The sequence below is a fragment of the Mycolicibacillus koreensis genome (assembly GCF_002104795.1).
Lineage (GTDB): Bacteria > Actinomycetota > Actinomycetes > Mycobacteriales > Mycobacteriaceae > Mycobacterium > Mycobacterium koreense.
This window is the reverse complement of the sequence record NZ_NCXO01000047.1, coordinates 1-17121: the sequence shown is the minus strand read 5'-3', so window position 1 is coordinate 17121 and position 17121 is coordinate 1. Positions and strand designations below refer to the sequence as shown.

The following is a 17121-nucleotide window of genomic DNA, read 5'->3' as shown; positions in this document are numbered from 1 at the left end:
GCGGTCAGCTCGGAGGGGTCGGCGACAACCCGGGGACCTGGGGTACCTGTGGCATCAATGTTGTTGCGCTGCACCGACTCACCCTAGCCGTTACGGTCATCCGGTGAGGGAGAATCCGTTCCACGCGAGCCGTCGTTCCCGGTGCGGGTCGAATTCGACACGGCTGCGCCGGTCGAAAACCCGCACTGCCCGGTCGGCTTCGGTGTAGGCGGGCCACTGCTGGCCGGGCACTCCGGTACGGGCGAATTCCCGCCACCGGTTTTGGATCTCGTTGGAGACCCGCAGTGCCGGACCACGGTCACCGGCGGCGGTCATCATCATGCCCAGCCCGCTGCGGTAGACGTCGAACACGGCGAACAGTTCGGTGGCGTGGGTGGCGCCCAATCCGGACCAGCGCAGCGCGCGGGGCGCGAAGTCGTAGCGGTAGGCGTAGGTGGGAGCGTGGGCGCTGTGCGCCTCGGCGATCTGCCAACCGGCGGCGCCGAACGCGAAATCACCACCGAGACGGATGCACGCGTCGCGGGCCGGATAGTCCGGGTACGCCTCGAGGATGCGGCGCCGGGTCGCCGGGGCGACGTGGGTGAACAGGTCCTCGATCATCGTCTCGTTGGTGGGCAGCATCTGCAGGAAGCGGGTGAACAGCCGTCCCTCCTCGGCGTTGGTGCCCACGATCAGCGGTACCGGGTGCGCGGCGCCGCGGCGCATCGCCTCCACCGGGTGTTGTGGCAGGACGTCGTCGCCGTAGACCGGGCCGATCGGGAAGGCACCGAGTTGTTCCTGCACGCCTTGGTCGATCAGTTCGTCCTGAGCGGCCACGAGTTGGGCCGGGGTGGCGGTCATCACGGTGCTGGCGGCGTCGCCGGGCCGGGCACCGAGCAGCGCGGCGAACCGGATGGCGAACTGCTCGGCGATGTCACGGGAACGTTCCATTCCCGCTGCCGGGGATTCGGCGATGGCCCGGTGGAACAGGCCCGCGGCGGCGGGCACCCCGAGCAGCGCCGAGACCGCATGGGCCCCGGCGCTCTCACCGAACACGGTGACGTTGTCGGGGTCACCGCCGAAGACGGCGATGTTGTCGCGCACCCACTGCAACGCCGCCACGATGTCACGCAGGAACAGGTTGCTCTCCAGCGGGTACTCCGCGGTGGACAGTGACGACAGATCCAGGCAGCCCAGCGCGCCGAGCCGGTAGTTCATCGACACGTAGATGCAGCCGCGCCGCGCCAGCGCCGCCCCGTCATAGATGGGGGTGGCGGAGCTGCCGAGGATGTAGCCGCCGCCGTGGATGAAGACCATCACCGGCAGCTGATTGCCCGGCGGGGTCTCCGGGGCCACCACGTTGAGGGTCAGGCAGTCCTCATCGGTCGGCTGGAAGCGACCGAGGCCCAGCGCGGTGTAGATCCGCTGCTGCGGGGCGCAGTTGGTGAACCCGTGGCAGTGCCGCACCCCCGACCAGGGCTGGGGCGGGCGGGGGGCGCGGAACCGCAGCGACCCGACCGGTGCCTGCGCGTACGGAATGGACCGCCAGCGGTGCACCCCCTCGCGGGTGAAGCCTTCGACGATGCCCGTGGCGACGGTGGCGCGGACAGTTCGTTGGTGCATGCACATCTCCTAGGTCAAGTCTTGACCGTAGCGAAACGCACCGTGTTTCGTCCCGCGCCTACCGCCACCGGCCGGTCGGGCGGTTAGCCTTGCCGCATGCGTCTTGTTGTCCTGGTCGCCGCCACCGCCCTACTGGCGGGCTGTTCGCAGACCATCACCGGCCGGCCGGAGGAGCCCACCACCGGCGCGACCTCGTCAAGCACCACCGAACCCACGCCATCCACGCAGGTCCCGTCGAGCACGAGGGCCAACCCCGCCGACCCGCCGACCGCGGGGGCGCCGGTGGCCGCGGTGATCGCGTGGGTCGAGACCGGACGCCGCGTCGACGCGTCGGCGTTCCACACCGCCTCCCGTGGCGAGGACACCACCGACCTCGGTGAGGACATCGCGTTCACCGCCGGCACCACCCGCTGCATGACCGCCGCCCATTACGCGGAGAACACCCTGGTCTGCCTCGTCGACCTCGCCGATCCACCGCCGAAGCCGGAGGCGGTGTACGGCGAGTGGAAGCCGGGCTGGATCGATTACGACGGGGCCAGCCTGCAGGTCGGGTCGGTGCACGGCGATCCGGGCCCGTTCGGCAAGGGGGACGGCGCCGCGCTGCCCGACGGTCAGACCCTGGCGTTCGGGGACTACCGCTGCCGCACCGCACCGGCCGGGGTGTTCTGCGTCGACTACGCCCATCAGTCGGCGGTGCGCCTGGCCCCCGACGGCGTCGATGCCTTCGGCTGCCTTCAGTCGGTGCCCGCCCCGGAAGGGGTCGGGGTGAAATACGCCTGCTGACCTGCGCGGACAGGTCAGCGCCAGCCGTCGGCGGCCCGCGCGGCGTCCAGCACGGCAGTGCACAGCTGGCGCAGCTCCTCGGCGGCGACGCCTTCGTCGAGGGCGGTGGCGACGTCTTCGGCGGCGCAGCGCACCTGGTAGATGCGGTCGGCGAGGTCGGCGGCCTCCTCGGCGGTGAGGACCACCGCGTCCGGCGCCAGCCCGGCCCCGGTGGCGGCGGCCAGTTGCGCGCGCTGCTCGTAGGCGCGTTGACGGCAGGACTGCCGGCAGTATTGGCGGCGCCGCCCGGTCGGGGTGTCGGCGACCTCGCGACCGCACCAGCGGCACGGCTGCGGTCTGCGGCGACGCGTCACGGCGGTTGAGTGTAATCGGCCGCGACACCGCGGCGCGGTATCATGGGTGGTCGCGTCGCGGCCCCGGGAACCTTTCCGGCTGGTCGCCGCGTTATTGATCGTGACGAGAATTGTTCTGAGTGAGTTGCGGAGGGTGATTACCCATGGCTGATCGTGTTCTTCGAGGGAGCCGCCTGGGCGCGGTGAGTTACGAAACCGACCGGGATCACGACCTGGCGCCGCGTCAGGTGGCCCGGTACCGGACCGACAACGGTGAGGAATTCGACGTCCCGTTCGCCGACGACGCGGAGATCCCGCACACCTGGATCTGCCGTAACGGCATGGAGGGCACCCTCATCGAGGGCGAGCAGCCCGAGCCGAAGAAGGTCAAGCCACCGCGCACCCACTGGGACATGCTGCTGGAGCGGCGTTCCCTCGACGAGCTCGATGAGTTGCTCAAGGAGCGACTGGCGCTGATCAAGTCACGCCGGCGCGGCAGCTAGGCGCCGGTCTCGAAAGTCCCCGTCCGGGGGTGTGCCCGGCCGGGTCAATACAGTTCGTTTTTGTATTCGTCAGCGATGACCGAGTGCAGCACGCCGGCGAGCTCGCCCAACGTGTCGGCCATCTTCGCCGCGCTCTCGGCGATCGTAAGGGTGTAGAAATCTCCGCCCACGGTCACGGCCTCGGCGAGGCCGCGACTGTCGCCCTCCCACAACCTGGCCCTGATGACGGCCTTACCGCACTGGCCGAAAACCTCCCGGACCTGGACGATCGTCGCGAGCACCGCCGGATTGCCGTCGGCGCTGAGCATGTCCAGAAGTTCCGGATCGTCGGTGACGAACGCGTCACCGTTCACCCGGATGACTTCCCGCAGACCCGGGACGAAAAAGACCAACCCGACGGCGGGATGGCCCGTGATGTTCTCGTGGCTGTCGGCGAGTTTGTTTCCGGGGCGGTCGGGTATGGCCAACGTCCACGGGTCCAGGATTCGCACCGACCCCGGGGGGTCACCCCGCGGGCTGGTGTCGAGCTGTCCGTCCGCCCCGACGGTAGACATGCAGAAGAACGGGCTGTGCCCGATGAATCGTGTGGCGAACTCGCCGAGTTTGGTCGCCTTCTTCTCGGCGATGAACCGCTCCGGAAATCCGACGACTTCCCTGATGCGCGCCATCGATATCGGTCGATACCGCTGGGCTGCGGTCGGTATCCGGGACTGAGGCACCCCATCATCGACGTGCTCGGTGTCGGTGTGCGGGCTGCTCATAGGTCGAGAACCAGCCGAGGGGTCCTGGCACGGGACACGCACACGTACATGCGGTCGTTGTCCGCCCGTTGGCTCTCCGAGAGGATGTCATCGCGATGGTCGGGGATTCCGTCGACCACCCGGGTCTCGCAGGCCCCGCACACCCCGGAGCGACACGACGACGCGACGTCGATGCCGGCATCGTGCAGTGCGGCGAGGATGGTTTGGTCGGCCGCGACGGTGACGGTCTGCTTCGAGGCCGCGCACGCTACCTCGACGGGTTCGTTCTGCACCGACGGTGACGTCGCACGGGGTTTGAAACGTTCAAGGTGCACGCTCTCCGGCGGCCAATGCGCGACCGAGTCCACCAGGGCGGTGAGCAGGGCCGCCGGACCGCACGCGTAGATCTGCATGCCGTCCCGGATCTCGATGAAGTGCTCGGTGAGCGGGATGCGCGCGTTGGCGTCCGCCGGGTAGAAGCGCACGCGCGAGTCGTACTGGCGCAGTTCGTGAACAAAGGGCATCGAGGCCGCCGTGTGACCGCCGTAGAGCAACCGCCAGTCTGCGCCCCACGAATCGACCCGGTGAATCATCGGAAGGATCGGCGTGATGCCGATTCCACCGGCCACAAACGTGTACGACGGGGCGTGCCGCAGCTGGAAGGTGTTCCGCGGACCGCTCATCGTGAGGCGTTGACCGGGGCGCAGGAAGGCATGCACGTACTCCGAGCCACCCCGGCTGGCCCGCTCGCGTCGTACCCCGATGCGGTAGTAGCCGCGCTCGCCGACCGGACCGCACAACGAATATTGACGCTGGATGCCGGTCGGCAACGTCAGGTCGATGTGCGCCCCCGGCTCCCACGACGGGAGCGGGCCGTCGGGGCACGCTTGGAGCTGGACCGAGATCACCCCGTCGGCCTCCCATCGGAGCTGGCGAACGGCGACGTCGATCCGGCCGGTCCCGGGTCGACGCCGCGATCCACGGGCACCGGTTTGCTCGGTTGACACCGCGCACCCCCCTCTTCCTCGATTAACGTTGTTAACACCAGGTCAGACCGTACTGATAACATCGTTAACATGTCAAGTGGGTATGCCGATGCCCCAGTCGGATCGACGGCGTTACGGCTCGACACGGTGGTCGGCGAGGCGCTCGCGGTCGTCAATGCCGGGGGGTTGGAGTCGCTGACGATGCGGCGCCTCGCCGAACGGCTCGGCGCCCACCTGCCGACCATCTACCGACTGGTCGACGGCAAGGACGCGCTCATCGACGAGATGGCCGAGACAATCCTGGCGCACGCTTTGTCGAGTTGTTCCCCCGCAGAGCAGAGCGGCTGGGAGCACCACATCGTCCGACACGCCAGAGGTCTGCGTTCGGCTCTGCTCGCCCAACGCGATGGCGCGCGAATCGTCGGCGGCAACTACGCCGCCAAACACGCCAACCTCACCTATGTCGACAGCCTCGTCGGCTGTATGCACAATGCCGGGTTGGAGAGCGAACACGCCCTGTGGGCGGCGAGTTCGGTCTTCTGCTACGTCCTCGGCGAAGTTCTTGAGCAGCAGGGTGCGAGCGGTGAGGAGAACGAGACGCTGCACCGGGCCGTGCAGACCGAGCGTTATCGGCATCTGGCATCAAGCCCCGTCCAGCGACTGCTGGACTTCGATGCGCGTTTCGACTTCGGTCTCCGATTGCTGATCGCCGGCATGCACGCCTCACCCGGCGTCGGCGGAGCGCCCGACGCCGGGCCCTGACCCGGGGTGGCGCCGCTAGGCTCGGGCCGCCCCGCGCGCCCGGTCCCAGCGCCCACCGATCCCCCACCGGGCCACCTTGGCCATGGCCTCGCGGATGTTCGATCCGCTCATCTTCGACACCCCGAGTTCACGTTCGGTGAACGTGATCGGGACCTCGACGATCGTGAAACCGTTGTTGATGGCCCGCCAGGTCAGGTCGATCTGGAAGCAGTACCCCTTGGAGTCGACGGCGCCCAGATCGATCTCGTCGAGCACCTCACGGCGGTAAGCGCGGTACCCGGCGGTGATGTCACGGATCTTGACCCCCAACAGCAGCCGCGAATAGGTGTTGGCCGTCTTCGACAGCAGCAACCGGCGCACCGGCCAGTTGCGCACCGCACCGCCGTCGACGTAGCGCGACCCGATGGCCACGTCGGCCCCGGCATCGATGGCGTCGAGCAGGCGGTGCAGCTGTTCGGGGGCGTGGCTGCCGTCGGCGTCCATCTCCACGACCACCGCGTAGCCGCGTTCCAGCCCCCAGGCGAACCCGGCCAGATACGCCGCGCCCAGGCCGTCCTTGCTGACCCGGTGCATCACATACACCGCGTCGGGGTCGGCCAGGGCGAGTTCGTCGGCGAGTTCACCGGTGCCGTCAGGGCTGCCGTCGTCGACGATGAGCACGTCGACGTCGGGGCGCGCCTGGCGTACCCGGCCCAGGATCAGCGGCAGGTTCTCCCGTTCGTTGAACGTCGGGATGATCACCAGGCTGCGCTGGCTGGGGCGCGATTCGGCGTCCGTCGGGCGGCCGGGGGTCATGTGGCTCCTTCGTCTGCCCCGGACCGCTCCGGGGTCGCCTCGCCGTCGTCGGCGGCGCCGACGCCATCAGGTGGTGCAGCGGATGCTGCCGCTGCCGCGTCGGGGGTCCGGCCCCGCCATCGCAGCAGGCCCTTATTGTGCAGTATCGCCGCGATGAGCCCGGCCAACCCCAACCCGACCAGCAGCCACTGCACCGCCGGCCCCCACCGGGTGGCCGGGGTCAGCGCGGTGTTGAGGTGGACCTGCGCGTCGAGGAAGGCGGGCTCGAAGAACTCGGTGCGGGCCAGTTCGCGGCCGTCGGGGGCGATGATCGCGCTGATGCCGGTGGTGCCGGCGACGACGACGTACCGGTCGTGTTCGACGGCGCGGGCCTTGGCGAAGGCCAACTGCTGGGCGCTCATCGCCGCGTTGAAGGTGGCGTTGTTGGTGGGCACGACCAGCACCTGCGCTCCGGCGAGCACCGACTCGCGCGGCACCCGGTCGAAGATGACCTCCCAGCAGGTGGCGACCCCGACCGGCACCCCGGCCGCCCGCACCGTCCCGTCGCCGTCGACGGGCTGGAAGTACCCGGCCCGGTCGGCGTATCCGGAGAGGTGACGGAAGAACCCACGCCACGGCAGGTACTCGCCGAAGGGCTGGACCACCTGTTTGTCGTGCCGGTCGACCGGTCCGGCTTCGGGATCCCAGACCAGCACCGAGTTCGTCGCCACCGGGTTCTCCGGCGTCCACCCGGGGGCGCGCAGCACGGTGCCCACCAGGATCGGCGCGCCGATCATCCGAGCGGCCCGGGTGATCTCCTGCGCGGCGTCGGCGTTGATCAGCGGGTCGATGTCGGAGGCGTTCTCCGGCCACACCACGAATTGGGGTTGCGGGGCGCGTCCGGCGTGCACCGCCTCGGCGAGCCGTTCGGTCTCACGCACGTGGTTGTCGAGGACCTGACGGCGTTGCTCGTTGAAGTCCAGGCCCAGCCGCGGGACGTTGCCCTGCACGGCGGCCACCGTCATCGTCGGGGTGTTGTCGGCCCCGGAGCCGGCGTGGCGGACCTGCGGCCAGACCACCGCGGTGCCCAGCAGCACCAGGCAGATGCACGCCCCGGGCAGCACCACCGCCGGCGGCGCACCCGCGGCGACGCGGTCCTGGCGCCACCAGTGACCGATCTCCAGCGCGATCACCGTGGCGCTGCACCCGAGCAGCACCACCGCCGTCGACACCAACGGCACGCCGCCGACGGAGACCAACGCCAGCAGCGGACTGTCGGTCTGACTGAAGCCGACCACGCCCCACGGGAACCCGCCGAACGGGAAGATCGACTTCAGCCACTCCTGCGCGGCCCACAGCGCCGCGAACCACACCGGCCATCCCGGCAGGTGGCGCACCACCGCGGCTGCCAGGCCGAACAGTGCCGGGAAGAGCGCGCACACCAGCGCCAACACCAGCCAGGGCACGGCCCCGACCAGCCCCGAGATCCACGGCAACAGCGGCACGTAGAACAGCAGCCCGAACAGCAGCCCGTAGCCGAACCCACCGGCGTGGGTGGTCTGTGGCCGGGTGAGCACCCATGCCAGCAGCGCGAAGGCGATCACCGCCGCCCACCACCAGTTCCACGGCGGGAACGCGGCGCACAGGAGCAGGCCGGCCACCGCGGTGGTGGCCAGTTGGGGGATGCGCGGGACGGTGGCCACCGCGACGTGGGTCAACCGCTGCCAGGCGGCGCGGCCCACCCGCCCCAGAAGCCGCCCGAGCGCGGCGAGCACCGCCGCGGCCACAGCACGAAGCCGCGCGCCGACCGCGTCGAGGCGACCGGTCCCGCCGGTGTCCTGCGTGACGTCGGCTTCGCTGTCCTCGAGAGGCTCGGGGGTCTCGGTGTCCTCGGGGTACTCGAGTGGCTCGGCGTCCTCGGGGTCACCGGCCTCCGCGGCGTCGTCGATGGCACCGGCCTCGCCGGTGTCTTGGGTGTCTCGGGGCTCACTGGTGTCGCCGGCGTCGTCGAGGGGATCCAGGTCGTGGAACTCGTCGGGATCATCCGGGTCGTAGGACTGCTCATCGGAGATGACCGGGATGATCTCGGTGACATCGTGGTGGCGGCGGCGCCGCGGCCGCTCAGCCATGGATGACCCTGCCCTCGCGGACGGTGCGCCGGCACTGCGGCAGCGGGTCGTCGGGGCCCAGCGGCGGCAGCGCCGGAACCCGCGATCGCGGGTCGGTCGACCAGCGCTGCACCGCGTCGCGCGGGGCGCTGACGGTGAGCTCCCCGGTGTCCCACACCGCATACGAGGCGGGCGCACCGGGCACCAGGGTGCCGGTCAGCCCGTCGTGGACACCGGCGGCACGCCATCCGCCGCGGGTGGCGGCCGCGAACGCGGCGCGCGGCGAGATCGCGCTGCCCGGGGTGCGGTGGGCCGTCGCCGCACGCACCGTCGCCCACGGATTCAGGGTGGTGACCGGGGCGTCGGAACCGAAGGCGAGGGGCACGCCTTGGGATGCTAACAGCGCCAACGGGTTGAGGTTACCGGCGCGTTCGACCCCGAGCCGCCGCGCATACATCCCGTCGGGCCCGCCCCAGAGGGCATCGAAATTGGGCTGCACGCTCGCGATGACGCCCCACGCGCCCAGCTGGGCGGCCTGGGCGGCGTCGATCATCTCCACATGTTCGAGGCGATGCCCGCAGCGAGCCACCGCCGGCGCCCCGAACCGGTCGACGACCTGCTGAAATGCGGTGATTACGGCGGTGACCGCGGCGTCGCCGATGACGTGGAACCCGGCGGTCACCCCGGCCTCGGTGCAGGCCATCAGGTGCGCGACGACGGCGTCGGGGTCGAGCTGGCGGGTCCCGGTGCGGTCCGGGGCGTCGGTGTAGGGCTGCGACAGCCACGCGGTGTGCGACCCCAGCGATCCGTCGACGAACAGGTCGCCGGCCAGCCCGGCCGCCCCGGTTTCTGCACGCAGCTCGACGGCCTCCGCGGCGGTGCGCACCGCCTGCCCCCAGTAGCCGATGACCTGCACCCCGTGGTCGACGTCGCGCAACTCCTGCCAGTCGCGCAGCCCCCCGATCTCGGGGCCGGCGCACTCGTGGACCGCGACGACGCCGTGGGCAGCGGCCGCATCCAGGGCCCCGAGGCGGGCCTGGCGGCGCTGATCGGCGGTGAGCAACTCCCGCGCGGCCGCCCGGACCCGGTGGTGGGCGTCATCGACCAGGGGCCGCTGAGCGACGTGCCCGGGTTCCTCGGCGAGCCCGGCGACCCGGCGACGCAGCCCGGTGGAGGCCAGCGCGCTGTGCACGTCGATGCGGGCCAGATAGACCTGGCGCTCCCCGACGACCGCATCCAGTTCGGCGGTGGTGGGGGCCACCGGCTCGGGCCAGCCGGTCTCGTCCCAGCCGTGCCCCCAGATCAGCTGATCGGGATGCGCTGCGGCACCGGCGGCGGCGATCAGCTGCAGGCAGTGCGCGCGGGAGGTCGCGGCGCGCAGGTCCAGCCCGACCAGGCTCAACCCGGTCTCGGTGAGGTGCACGTGCGCGTCGACGAACGCGGGGGTGACGAAACCGCCGGCCAGGTCGACCACGTCGGCGTCGGGGAACTGATCGCGGCCGACGGCGTCACTGCCCAGCCAGGCGACCACCCCGTCGCGCACCGCCATCGCGGTCGCGTCGGGGTGGCTGGGGCTGTGGATCCGGCCCCCGCACAGCAACGTGGTCACCCAAGGCAAACTACGGGGTCCGCGGACCCGGCAGCGTCGGAGGTGGGCTCTGCGGGGCGCCGGTGCGCACGTCGGTGACGTCGAGAACCTCCCCGTCGATGTAGTCGTGGCGTGACGGGTAGTCGGGGCGTGACGGCGACGGGGCGCCCCGCGTCAGCCGCCCCACCGTCACCGCCGTCAACACCGGCCGCGCCGCCGCGCGCGTCGGCGGCCACAGCAGCAACACCCCCACCGCGGTGCTGGCCAGGCCCGGCAGCAGCACCAGCAGCGTGCCCAGCCCCACCAGGGCGCTGTCACTGACCGCCCGATCCAGGCGGGTCCAGCCGGCCAGCAGCCCGCGGACGTGGCGGGGCAACTGCACCGCCGCGACCACCAGGCCGACCGCGAACACCGCGAGGACCAGCAGCAGGGTGCGACCCGCCCCGATCGTGGCGGTCAGCGCTACCAGCACCGCCAGTTCGACCAGCACATAGGCCAGGAGTATGCGCGCGACCATGCCCAGACAACGTCTATCCGCGCATTCGGGTTCCACGGTGTCGCGACGGCCCTATGTTGGCACCGTGACCACGATTACCCTGGCGTGCCCCGACGGTCCGATCGACGCCCTGCTGGACGTGCCCGACGCCCCGGGGCCGTCGCCCGGGGTGGTGGTCATCCACGATGCGCTGGGCTACGGGCCGGACAAGGAGTCGATCTCGCGGCGGATCGCCGCGGCCGGCTACGTCGCGCTCACCCCGAACCTGTATGCCCGCGGCGGGCGGGCCCGCTGCATCACCCGGGTGTTCCGGGAACTTCTGACCCAGCGCGGCCGTGCCCTCGATGACATCCTGGCCGCCCGCGACCATCTGCAGACCCATCCGGCGTGCACCGGAACGGTCGGGGTGGCCGGATTCTGCATGGGCGGGCAGTTCGCGCTGATCCTGGCCCCGCAGGGGTTCGCCGCGGCCGCCCCGTTCTACGGCACGCCGCTGCCCCGCCGCCTGGAGGAGGTGCTGACCGGGGCGTGCCCGGTCGTGGCCAGCTTCGGCCGTCGCGATCCCCTCGGAATCGGTGCCGGGGACCGGCTCCGGCGGGCCGCCTACCATCACGGGATCACCACCGACATCAAGGTGTACCCCGGTGCCGGGCACAGCTTCGCCAACGAGCTCCCCGGCCAGCCGCTGCTGCGGGTCGGCGGGTTCGGGTATAACGCCGAGGCCACCGAGGACGCCTGGGCGCGGGTGTTCGCGTTCTTCGGCGACCACCTCGGTGACTAACCGGCGGCGCGAAGCTCCAGCCCGACGTTGTTGCGCATTCCGCCGCGCAGTTTGCTGACGATGTTGAACGCCCGGCCCAACAGGCCGTAGCGGCGGCCGAGCGCGGCGTACACCGCGCCGTTGTCGGATTTCGGCAGGATCGTGGCGACCGCGTCGATCGCCTCGCTTTTGGGCCGGCCCCGCACGTCGCAGATCGCCAGGGTCACCCGCGCGGTGTTGCGGATCCGCTTGACCTTCCAGGCGCTCTCCTGGGTGATCACCAGCAGCCGGTCCCCGTCGGGGGCCGCCCAGATCGCGGTCGGTTTCGGCCGACCGTCCTTGGTGAAGGTGGTCAGCAGCAGGTAGTCGGCGCGGGACAGATCGGCGAAGGTCAGGGCCACGCCGGTCAATCTACCGGGTGTCCCGGCGCGCGCCAGCGGGTCAGCCTTCCAGCTCCCCCTCGGTCTCCAGCAGCACCTGCCGCAGCCCGTCGAGGGTGTCCGGTGTCGGCTCCGCCCACATGCCGCGCCCGGCGGCCTCCAGCAGCCGCTCCACCATCCCGTGCAGCGCCCACGGATTGGATTCGGTGAGGAACTTGCGGTTCTCCTCATCGAGGACGTAGCTCTCGCTGAGCTGCTCATACATCCAGTCGGCCATCACGTGCGCGGTGGCGTCGTAGCCGAACAGGTAGTCGACGGTGGCGGCCATCTCGAAAGCACCCTTGTAGCCGTGGCGGCGCATCGCCGAGATCCACCGCGGGTTGACCACCCGCGCCCGGAACACCCGGGTGGTCTCCTCGGAGAGGGTGCGGGTGCGGATCGCGTCCGGGCGGGTGTTGTCGCCGATGTAGGCGGCCGGCTCCGTGCCGGTGAGCGCGCGCACGGTGGCCACCATGCCGCCGTGGTACTGGAAATAGTCGTCGGAGTCGGCGATGTCGTGTTCGCGGGTGTCGGTGTTCTTGGCGGCCACCGCGATCCGGCGGAACTGGTGGCTCATGTCCCCCGCCGCCGGCGCCCCGTCGAGACCGCGGCCGTAGGCGAATCCGCCCCACGCGGTGTAGACCTGGGCCAGGTCGGCGTCGTCGCGCCAGTTGCGGCTGTCGATCAGCTGCAGCAGCCCGGCACCGTAGGTGCCCGGTTTGGAGCCGAAGATCCGGGTGGTCGCCCGACGGTGGTCGCCGTGCTCGGCCAGGTCGGCCTGCGCGTGGGCGCGCACGAAGTTGTGCTCGGCCGGCTCGTCGAGATCGGCGACCATCTGCACCGCGTCGTCGAGCATGGTGATCACATGCGGGAACGCGTCGCGGAAGAATCCGGAGACGCGCACGGTGACATCGATGCGGGGCCGGCCGAGTTCGGCCAGGCTGATCGGCCGAAGGTCGACCACCCGCCGGGAGGCGTCATCCCAGACCGGCCGGACCCCCAGCAGCGCAAGGACTTCGGCGATGTCGTCGCCGGCGGTGCGCATCGCCGAAGTGCCCCACACCGACAGGCCCACCGACTGCGGCCACACCCCGTAGTCCTCGCGGTAGCGGGCCAGCAGCGAATCGGCCATCGCCACCCCGGTCTCCCAGGCCAGCCGCGACGGAATCGCTTTGGGGTCCACCGAGTAGAAGTTGCGTCCGGTGGGCAGCACGTTGACCAGCCCGCGCAGCGGCGATCCCGACGGGCCGGCGGCGATGAACCGCCCGTCGAGGGCACGCAGGACCTGGGTGATCTCCTCGGAGGTGCCGGCCAGCCGCGGCACCACCTCGGTGGCGGCGAACCGCAGCACCGCGGCGACGTCGGCATCGTCGGTGAGGGTGTCGACGACGCTCGGGTGCCACCCGGCGTCCTGCAGAGCGCCCACCAGGGCGCGAGCCCGCTCCTCGATGGCGTCGACCGCGCCGCGCGCGTCGGTGCCGTCCTCGGCGAGCCCGAGCGCCTGACGCAGTCCGGGCACGGTGTGCTGCCCACCGAAGAGCTGACGGGCCCGCAGCATCGCCAGCACCAGGTCCAGCTGCGCTTCCCCGGACGGGGCCTGCCCGAGGATGTGCAACCCGTCGCGGATCTGGACGTCTTTGATCTCGCACAGCCAGCCGTCGACGTGCAACAGCATGTCGTCGAACTGATCCTCGTCGGGGCGTTGCTCCCAGCCCAGGTCGTGATCCATTTTCGCGGCGCGGATCAGTGTCCAGATCTGCTGGCGGATCGCGGGCAGCTTCGGCGGGTCCAGCGCGGCGATGGTGGCGTGCTCGTCGAGCAGCTGTTCGAGGCGGGCGATGTCGCCGTAGCTCTCCGCCCGGGCCATCGGTGGGATCAGGTGGTCGACGAGCACGGCGTGGGCGCGCCGCTTGGCCTGGGTGCCCTCGCCGGGGTCGTTGACCAAAAACGGGTAGATCAGCGGCAGGTCGCCGACCGCGGCGTCGGGACCGCAGGCGGCCGACATGCCCAATGTCTTGCCGGGCAGCCACTCCAGGTTGCCGTGTTTGCCGACGTGCACGATCGCGTCGGCGCCGAAACTGTTCGGGAAATCCGATCCCAGCCACCGGTAGGCGGCCAGATAGTGGTGGCTGGGCGGCAGATCCGGGTCGTGATAGATGGCCACCGGGTTCTCCCCGAACCCGCGCGGCGGCTGCACGAGCAGCACAACGTTGCCGGCCGGGATCGCGGCGATGACGATCTCCCCGTCCGGATCGTTGCTGAAATCGACAAACAGCTCCCCCGGCGGCGGCCCCCAGTGGTGTTCGACGGCCTCCCGCAGCGCGGCGGGCAGCGAGGCGAACCACCGCCGATAGTCCTTGGCGGCCACCCGGATCGGGTTGCCGGTCAGCTGTGCCTCGGTGAGCCAGTCGGGGTCTTGGCCGCCGCGGTCGATCAGGGCGTGCATCAGCGCATCGCCATCGCCGGACTCCAGGCCGGGAAGATCCGCCACCTGGTAACCGTGTTCGCGCATCGCACTCAACAGCGCCAGCGTGCTGGCGGGGGTGTCGAGGCCGACCGCGTTGCCGATTCGGGCGTGCTTGGTCGGATACGCCGAGAACACCACCGCCACTTTCTTCTCCGCGACCGGGATCGACCGTAGCCGGGCGTGGCGCACCGCCAGGGCCGCCACCCGGGCGCAGCGCTCCGGGTCGGCGACATAGGAGATCAACCCGTCGTCGTCGATCTCCTTGAACGAGAACGGCACCGTGATGATGCGACCGTCGAACTCGGGCACCGCGACCTGGCTGGCCACATCCAGGGGGCTGAGCCCGTCGTCGTTGTCCTCCCACTGAGCCCGGGAGCTGGTCAGGCACAGCCCCTGCAGGATCGGCACGTCGAGGGCGGCCAGGTGTTCGACGTTCCAGGCTTCGTCGTCACCGCCGGCGGCGGCACCGGCCGGTTTGGTCCCGCCGGCGGCCAACACGGTGACCACCATCGCGTCGGCGCGCCCCAAGGTGTCCAGCAGAGCGTCCTCGGCGGTGCGCAGCGAGGCGCAGAACACCGGCATCGGCACCCCGCCGGCCTCCTCGATCGCGGTGCACAACGCGTCGACGTAGGCGGTGTTGCCGGCCAGGTGCTGGGCCCGGTAGTACAGCACCGCGATGCGCGGCCCGGCACCGTCGCCGACCGGTCGGGTCAGCCCCCAGGTGGGGGTCTGCTCCGGTGGCGCGAACCCGAGTCCGGTCATCGCCACGGTGTCGGAGAGGAAGGCGTGCAACTGCTGCAGGTTGGGCACGCCGCCGTGCGCCAGGTACAGGTGGGTCTGCAGCGCGATGCCGGCGGGCACCGTGGAGCGTTCCATCAAGTCGGCGTCGGGCGCCTGCTCGCCGCTGACCACGGCCGTCGGGATGCCGCTGGCGACGACCGCGTCGATGCCCTGCTCCCAGGCGCGGTATCCGCCGAGGATGCGCACCACCACCACGTCGACGCCGCTGAGCAGCGCCGGCAGGTCGTCGTCGAGGAGGCGGGCGGGGTTGGCCCAGCGGTAGGCGGCACCGCTGGCTCGGGCGGTGATCAGGTCGGTGTCGGAGGTGGACAGCAGCAGCACGGTCGTGTCGGGGGCGGTCACGCCTCATTCCTACCGCACCGGCCTACCCGACCGGATGACGCCGACCTCAGGGGCTGTGTCACGTCACGTCACGTCCGGGAAATTGGGGTAATCGATTGCCCTAACGATCGTCGACAACCGCGTTGCACACTGAGATCGGCGGACTGGAATAGGCCGGGCCGGATCGATCGAGGAGCGTGACGATCATGTCGAATATCGAATCCACCAAGTCCGCGTACAAAACTTTCGCGACCGGGGATCTCGCGGCACTCAAAGAGTATTTCACCCCCGAGATCACGTGGTACTCCTCCGACGAAGTCGCCCCCGGTGGCGACTATCAGGGCCTCGATGCCGTAATGACCATGATGTCCCGCCTGGCCGAGCATTGGACTTCGATGTCGCTGGAGCCGACCGACTATTTCGACGCAGGCGACTGCGTGGTCGTGACGGGCAATGAAGAGTTCACCAACGACTCCGGAAGCGTCACATGCCCGTACGCCCATGTCCTGCGATTCAACGCCGACGGGAAGGTCGTCCGCTCTGAGTTCTACACCGACAGCGCCAAAGCGGCAAAACTCCAACATTTACGCTGAACCCTGCTGACCACGATGGGAATTCGCTCGTGGAGGACTTCTCCGGACTAGTGTCCGGGATTTACGAGACGGTGCTGACACCGCAGCATTGGGATCTCACCGTGTCCGAGATCGGTGAGGCTTTCGGCGGCGCCCACACGGCACTGTTGGTCAACGACGGCATGGTCCGTGTCGTCACCCACGCCAATTTTCCGGTGGAGTTGACCACCGCGTACAACCAGTACTACTCCCGGCACGACGAAATCGTGGATGCGGTCGAACATGGCATGGTCGGCGTGGTTCGCCGGCGAGCCGAGTTGATCGCGTCGCTGCCCCCCTTGGAGATCCTCCACGACTGGTGCCTCCCGAACGGCTTCGCCGACGGCCTTTTCGTGTGCCTGACCGGTTCCCCTTCGATCACCACGTTCGCGGTCACCACACCGCCCAGCACACGCAAAGACAAGACAGCGAGGTCCCATGAGCTGTTTCAGCGGCTGACGCCGCATCTGCAACGTGCCGTTCGCGCCCAACAGCTTCTGGCCGATCTGGAGGGAAGAAATCACGATCTGGTTCATGCGACGAACCATGTGCAGCACGGGATCGTCCTGTTGGCCTCGAACTGCCGGCTGATCCACGCCAATGCCGCCGCCGAGCAACTGTTGTCCGAACACCAGGGATTGCACACGCTGTTCGAGCGCATCAACGCCGACTATCTCACCGGCGAGACCCCGTCGGCCGGCGGATCCTTGCTGTGGGAACGCCCTTCGACCGGGCGTCCGCTCATCGTCCATGTGCTGCCACAGCCTCGGTCACTCGCGGAACAGCAGCAGTCCCGGCGCACCGCGATGTTGGTGATCGTCGATCCCGATGTCCAACCCCGAGCGCCCACCGACATCCTGCGGAATCTCTACGGGCTTACCCGCAGCGAGGCCGAAGTAGCGATCATGGTGTCGCGCGGCCACGGGCTCAAACCCATCGCCGAGGAACTCAGCTTGTCGACGGCGACCGTAAAGAGCCACCTTCAGCGTGTGGGTCTGCTGCACGATCAGGTGACATCTGAGTTGGCTTGCCCACGATGGGCGGGCTGGAAGGATGTCCCCATGGCAA

16 protein-coding genes are annotated in these 17121 nt (G+C 70.0%); 6 read left to right on the top strand and 10 right to left on the bottom strand.

The features are described 5' to 3' along the window. Window positions 1–96: 96 nt before the first annotated feature. Window positions 97–1602: a carboxylesterase/lipase family protein gene (locus B8W67_RS16710; protein WP_085305153.1), complete on the bottom strand. Its 1506-nt coding sequence runs from the start codon at window positions 1600–1602 to the stop codon at window positions 97–99. A 96-nt stretch (window positions 1603–1698) separates the two neighbouring features. Between B8W67_RS16710 and B8W67_RS16705 the strand changes: the two genes are divergently transcribed. Continuing rightward, entirely contained in the window at window positions 1699–2385 is a 687-nt protein-coding gene (locus B8W67_RS16705; RefSeq protein WP_085305133.1) for a hypothetical protein, read from the top strand. Window positions 2386–2399: 14 nt separating this feature from the next. On the opposite strand, the gene B8W67_RS16700 is transcribed toward B8W67_RS16705, so the two are convergent. Further along, window positions 2400–2738, bottom strand: coding sequence for a hypothetical protein (locus tag B8W67_RS16700; RefSeq protein ID WP_069390877.1), 339 nt, complete (start codon window positions 2736–2738; stop codon window positions 2400–2402). A 143-nt stretch (window positions 2739–2881) separates the two neighbouring features. Between B8W67_RS16700 and B8W67_RS16695 the strand changes: the two genes are divergently transcribed. Continuing rightward, window positions 2882–3220, top strand: a complete 339-nt coding sequence (locus B8W67_RS16695; RefSeq protein WP_069390876.1) for an RNA polymerase-binding protein RbpA — start codon at window positions 2882–2884, stop codon at window positions 3218–3220. Between the two features lie 44 nt (window positions 3221–3264). Here the strand turns inward: B8W67_RS16695 and B8W67_RS16690 are convergent, their stop codons facing one another. Together B8W67_RS16690 and B8W67_RS16685 are read right to left on the bottom strand one after the other, a co-directional pair. Continuing rightward, on the bottom strand, window positions 3265–3981 hold the full coding sequence (locus B8W67_RS16690; RefSeq protein ID WP_085305131.1) for an MSMEG_1061 family FMN-dependent PPOX-type flavoprotein: 717 nt from the start codon (window positions 3979–3981) through the stop codon (window positions 3265–3267). Continuing rightward, window positions 3978–4790 carry a PDR/VanB family oxidoreductase gene (locus B8W67_RS16685; protein ID WP_234806801.1) on the bottom strand — a complete coding sequence of 271 codons (813 nt, stop codon included), beginning with the start codon at window positions 4788–4790 and terminating at the stop codon, window positions 3978–3980. Before B8W67_RS16685 ends, B8W67_RS16690 begins: the two co-directional genes overlap by 4 nt. 246 nt (window positions 4791–5036) lie before the next feature. Between B8W67_RS16685 and B8W67_RS16680 the strand changes: the two genes are divergently transcribed. Further along, window positions 5037–5708 carry a TetR/AcrR family transcriptional regulator C-terminal domain-containing protein gene (locus B8W67_RS16680; RefSeq protein ID WP_085305127.1) on the top strand — a complete coding sequence of 224 codons (672 nt, stop codon included), beginning with the start codon at window positions 5037–5039 and terminating at the stop codon, window positions 5706–5708. 15 nt (window positions 5709–5723) lie between these two features. On the opposite strand, the gene B8W67_RS16675 is transcribed toward B8W67_RS16680, so the two are convergent. The 4 genes from B8W67_RS16675 to B8W67_RS16660 all read right to left on the bottom strand — a co-directional run bounded on the left by B8W67_RS16675 (window position 5724) and on the right by B8W67_RS16660 (window position 10695). Then, window positions 5724–6503: a polyprenol monophosphomannose synthase gene (locus B8W67_RS16675; RefSeq protein WP_069390875.1), complete on the bottom strand. Its 780-nt coding sequence runs from the start codon at window positions 6501–6503 to the stop codon at window positions 5724–5726. Next, complete coding sequence (gene lnt / locus B8W67_RS16670; protein WP_085305125.1) at window positions 6500–8611, bottom strand: apolipoprotein N-acyltransferase; 2112 nt, start codon at window positions 8609–8611, stop codon at window positions 6500–6502. The genes B8W67_RS16675 and lnt overlap by 4 nt, the downstream gene beginning before the upstream one ends. Further along, on the bottom strand, window positions 8604–10139 hold the full coding sequence (locus tag B8W67_RS16665; protein ID WP_085305151.1) for an amidohydrolase: 1536 nt from the start codon (window positions 10137–10139) through the stop codon (window positions 8604–8606). Before B8W67_RS16665 ends, lnt begins: the two co-directional genes overlap by 8 nt. Before the next feature lie 70 nt (window positions 10140–10209). Beyond that, window positions 10210–10695 (bottom strand): FxsA family protein, encoded by a 486-nt coding sequence (locus tag B8W67_RS16660; protein ID WP_085305123.1) that lies wholly within the window; start codon window positions 10693–10695, stop codon window positions 10210–10212. Between the two features lie 64 nt (window positions 10696–10759). Between B8W67_RS16660 and B8W67_RS16655 the strand changes: the two genes are divergently transcribed. Next, entirely contained in the window at window positions 10760–11455 is a 696-nt protein-coding gene (locus B8W67_RS16655; protein WP_085305121.1) for a dienelactone hydrolase family protein, read from the top strand. Here the strand turns inward: B8W67_RS16655 and B8W67_RS16650 are convergent. Together B8W67_RS16650 and cobN are read right to left on the bottom strand one after the other, a co-directional pair. Further along, window positions 11452–11835 (bottom strand): PPOX class F420-dependent oxidoreductase, encoded by a 384-nt coding sequence (locus B8W67_RS16650; protein ID WP_085305119.1) that lies wholly within the window; start codon window positions 11833–11835, stop codon window positions 11452–11454. The two genes, B8W67_RS16655 and B8W67_RS16650, sit on opposite strands and share 4 nt — an antisense overlap. A 40-nt stretch (window positions 11836–11875) precedes the next feature. Continuing rightward, window positions 11876–15463 carry a cobaltochelatase subunit CobN gene (cobN, locus tag B8W67_RS16645; protein WP_085305117.1) on the bottom strand — a complete coding sequence of 1196 codons (3588 nt, stop codon included), beginning with the start codon at window positions 15461–15463 and terminating at the stop codon, window positions 11876–11878. Window positions 15464–15648: 185 nt separating this feature from the next. Between cobN and B8W67_RS16640 the strand changes: the two genes are divergently transcribed. Further along, entirely contained in the window at window positions 15649–16035 is a 387-nt protein-coding gene (locus B8W67_RS16640; RefSeq protein ID WP_133056133.1) for a nuclear transport factor 2 family protein, read from the top strand. 29 nt (window positions 16036–16064) lie between these two features. Next, window positions 16065–17121 (top strand): helix-turn-helix transcriptional regulator (locus B8W67_RS16635; RefSeq protein WP_133056132.1); only part of this gene is annotated, 1057 nt, incomplete at its 3' end.

Excerpts from the sequence above, each read along its gene's own strand:
- B8W67_RS16710 (WP_085305153.1), bottom strand. The coding sequence starts at position 1,602 with ATGCACCAACGAACTGTCCGCGCCACCGTCGCCACGGGCATCGTCGAA.
- B8W67_RS16705 (WP_085305133.1), top strand. The coding sequence starts at position 1,699 with ATGCGTCTTGTTGTCCTGGTCGCCGCCACCGCCCTACTGGCGGGCTGT.
- B8W67_RS16695 (WP_069390876.1), top strand. The coding sequence starts at position 2,882 with ATGGCTGATCGTGTTCTTCGAGGGAGCCGCCTGGGCGCGGTGAGTTAC.
- B8W67_RS16690 (WP_085305131.1), bottom strand. The coding sequence starts at position 3,981 with ATGAGCAGCCCGCACACCGACACCGAGCACGTCGATGATGGGGTGCCT.
- B8W67_RS16680 (WP_085305127.1), top strand. The coding sequence starts at position 5,037 with ATGTCAAGTGGGTATGCCGATGCCCCAGTCGGATCGACGGCGTTACGG.
- B8W67_RS16675 (WP_069390875.1), bottom strand. The coding sequence starts at position 6,503 with ATGACCCCCGGCCGCCCGACGGACGCCGAATCGCGCCCCAGCCAGCGC.
- lnt (WP_085305125.1), bottom strand. The coding sequence starts at position 8,611 with ATGGCTGAGCGGCCGCGGCGCCGCCGCCACCACGATGTCACCGAGATC.
- B8W67_RS16665 (WP_085305151.1), bottom strand. The coding sequence starts at position 10,139 with ATGGCGGTGCGCGACGGGGTGGTCGCCTGGCTGGGCAGTGACGCCGTC.
- B8W67_RS16660 (WP_085305123.1), bottom strand. The coding sequence starts at position 10,695 with ATGGTCGCGCGCATACTCCTGGCCTATGTGCTGGTCGAACTGGCGGTG.
- B8W67_RS16640 (WP_133056133.1), top strand. The coding sequence starts at position 15,649 with ATGTCGAATATCGAATCCACCAAGTCCGCGTACAAAACTTTCGCGACC.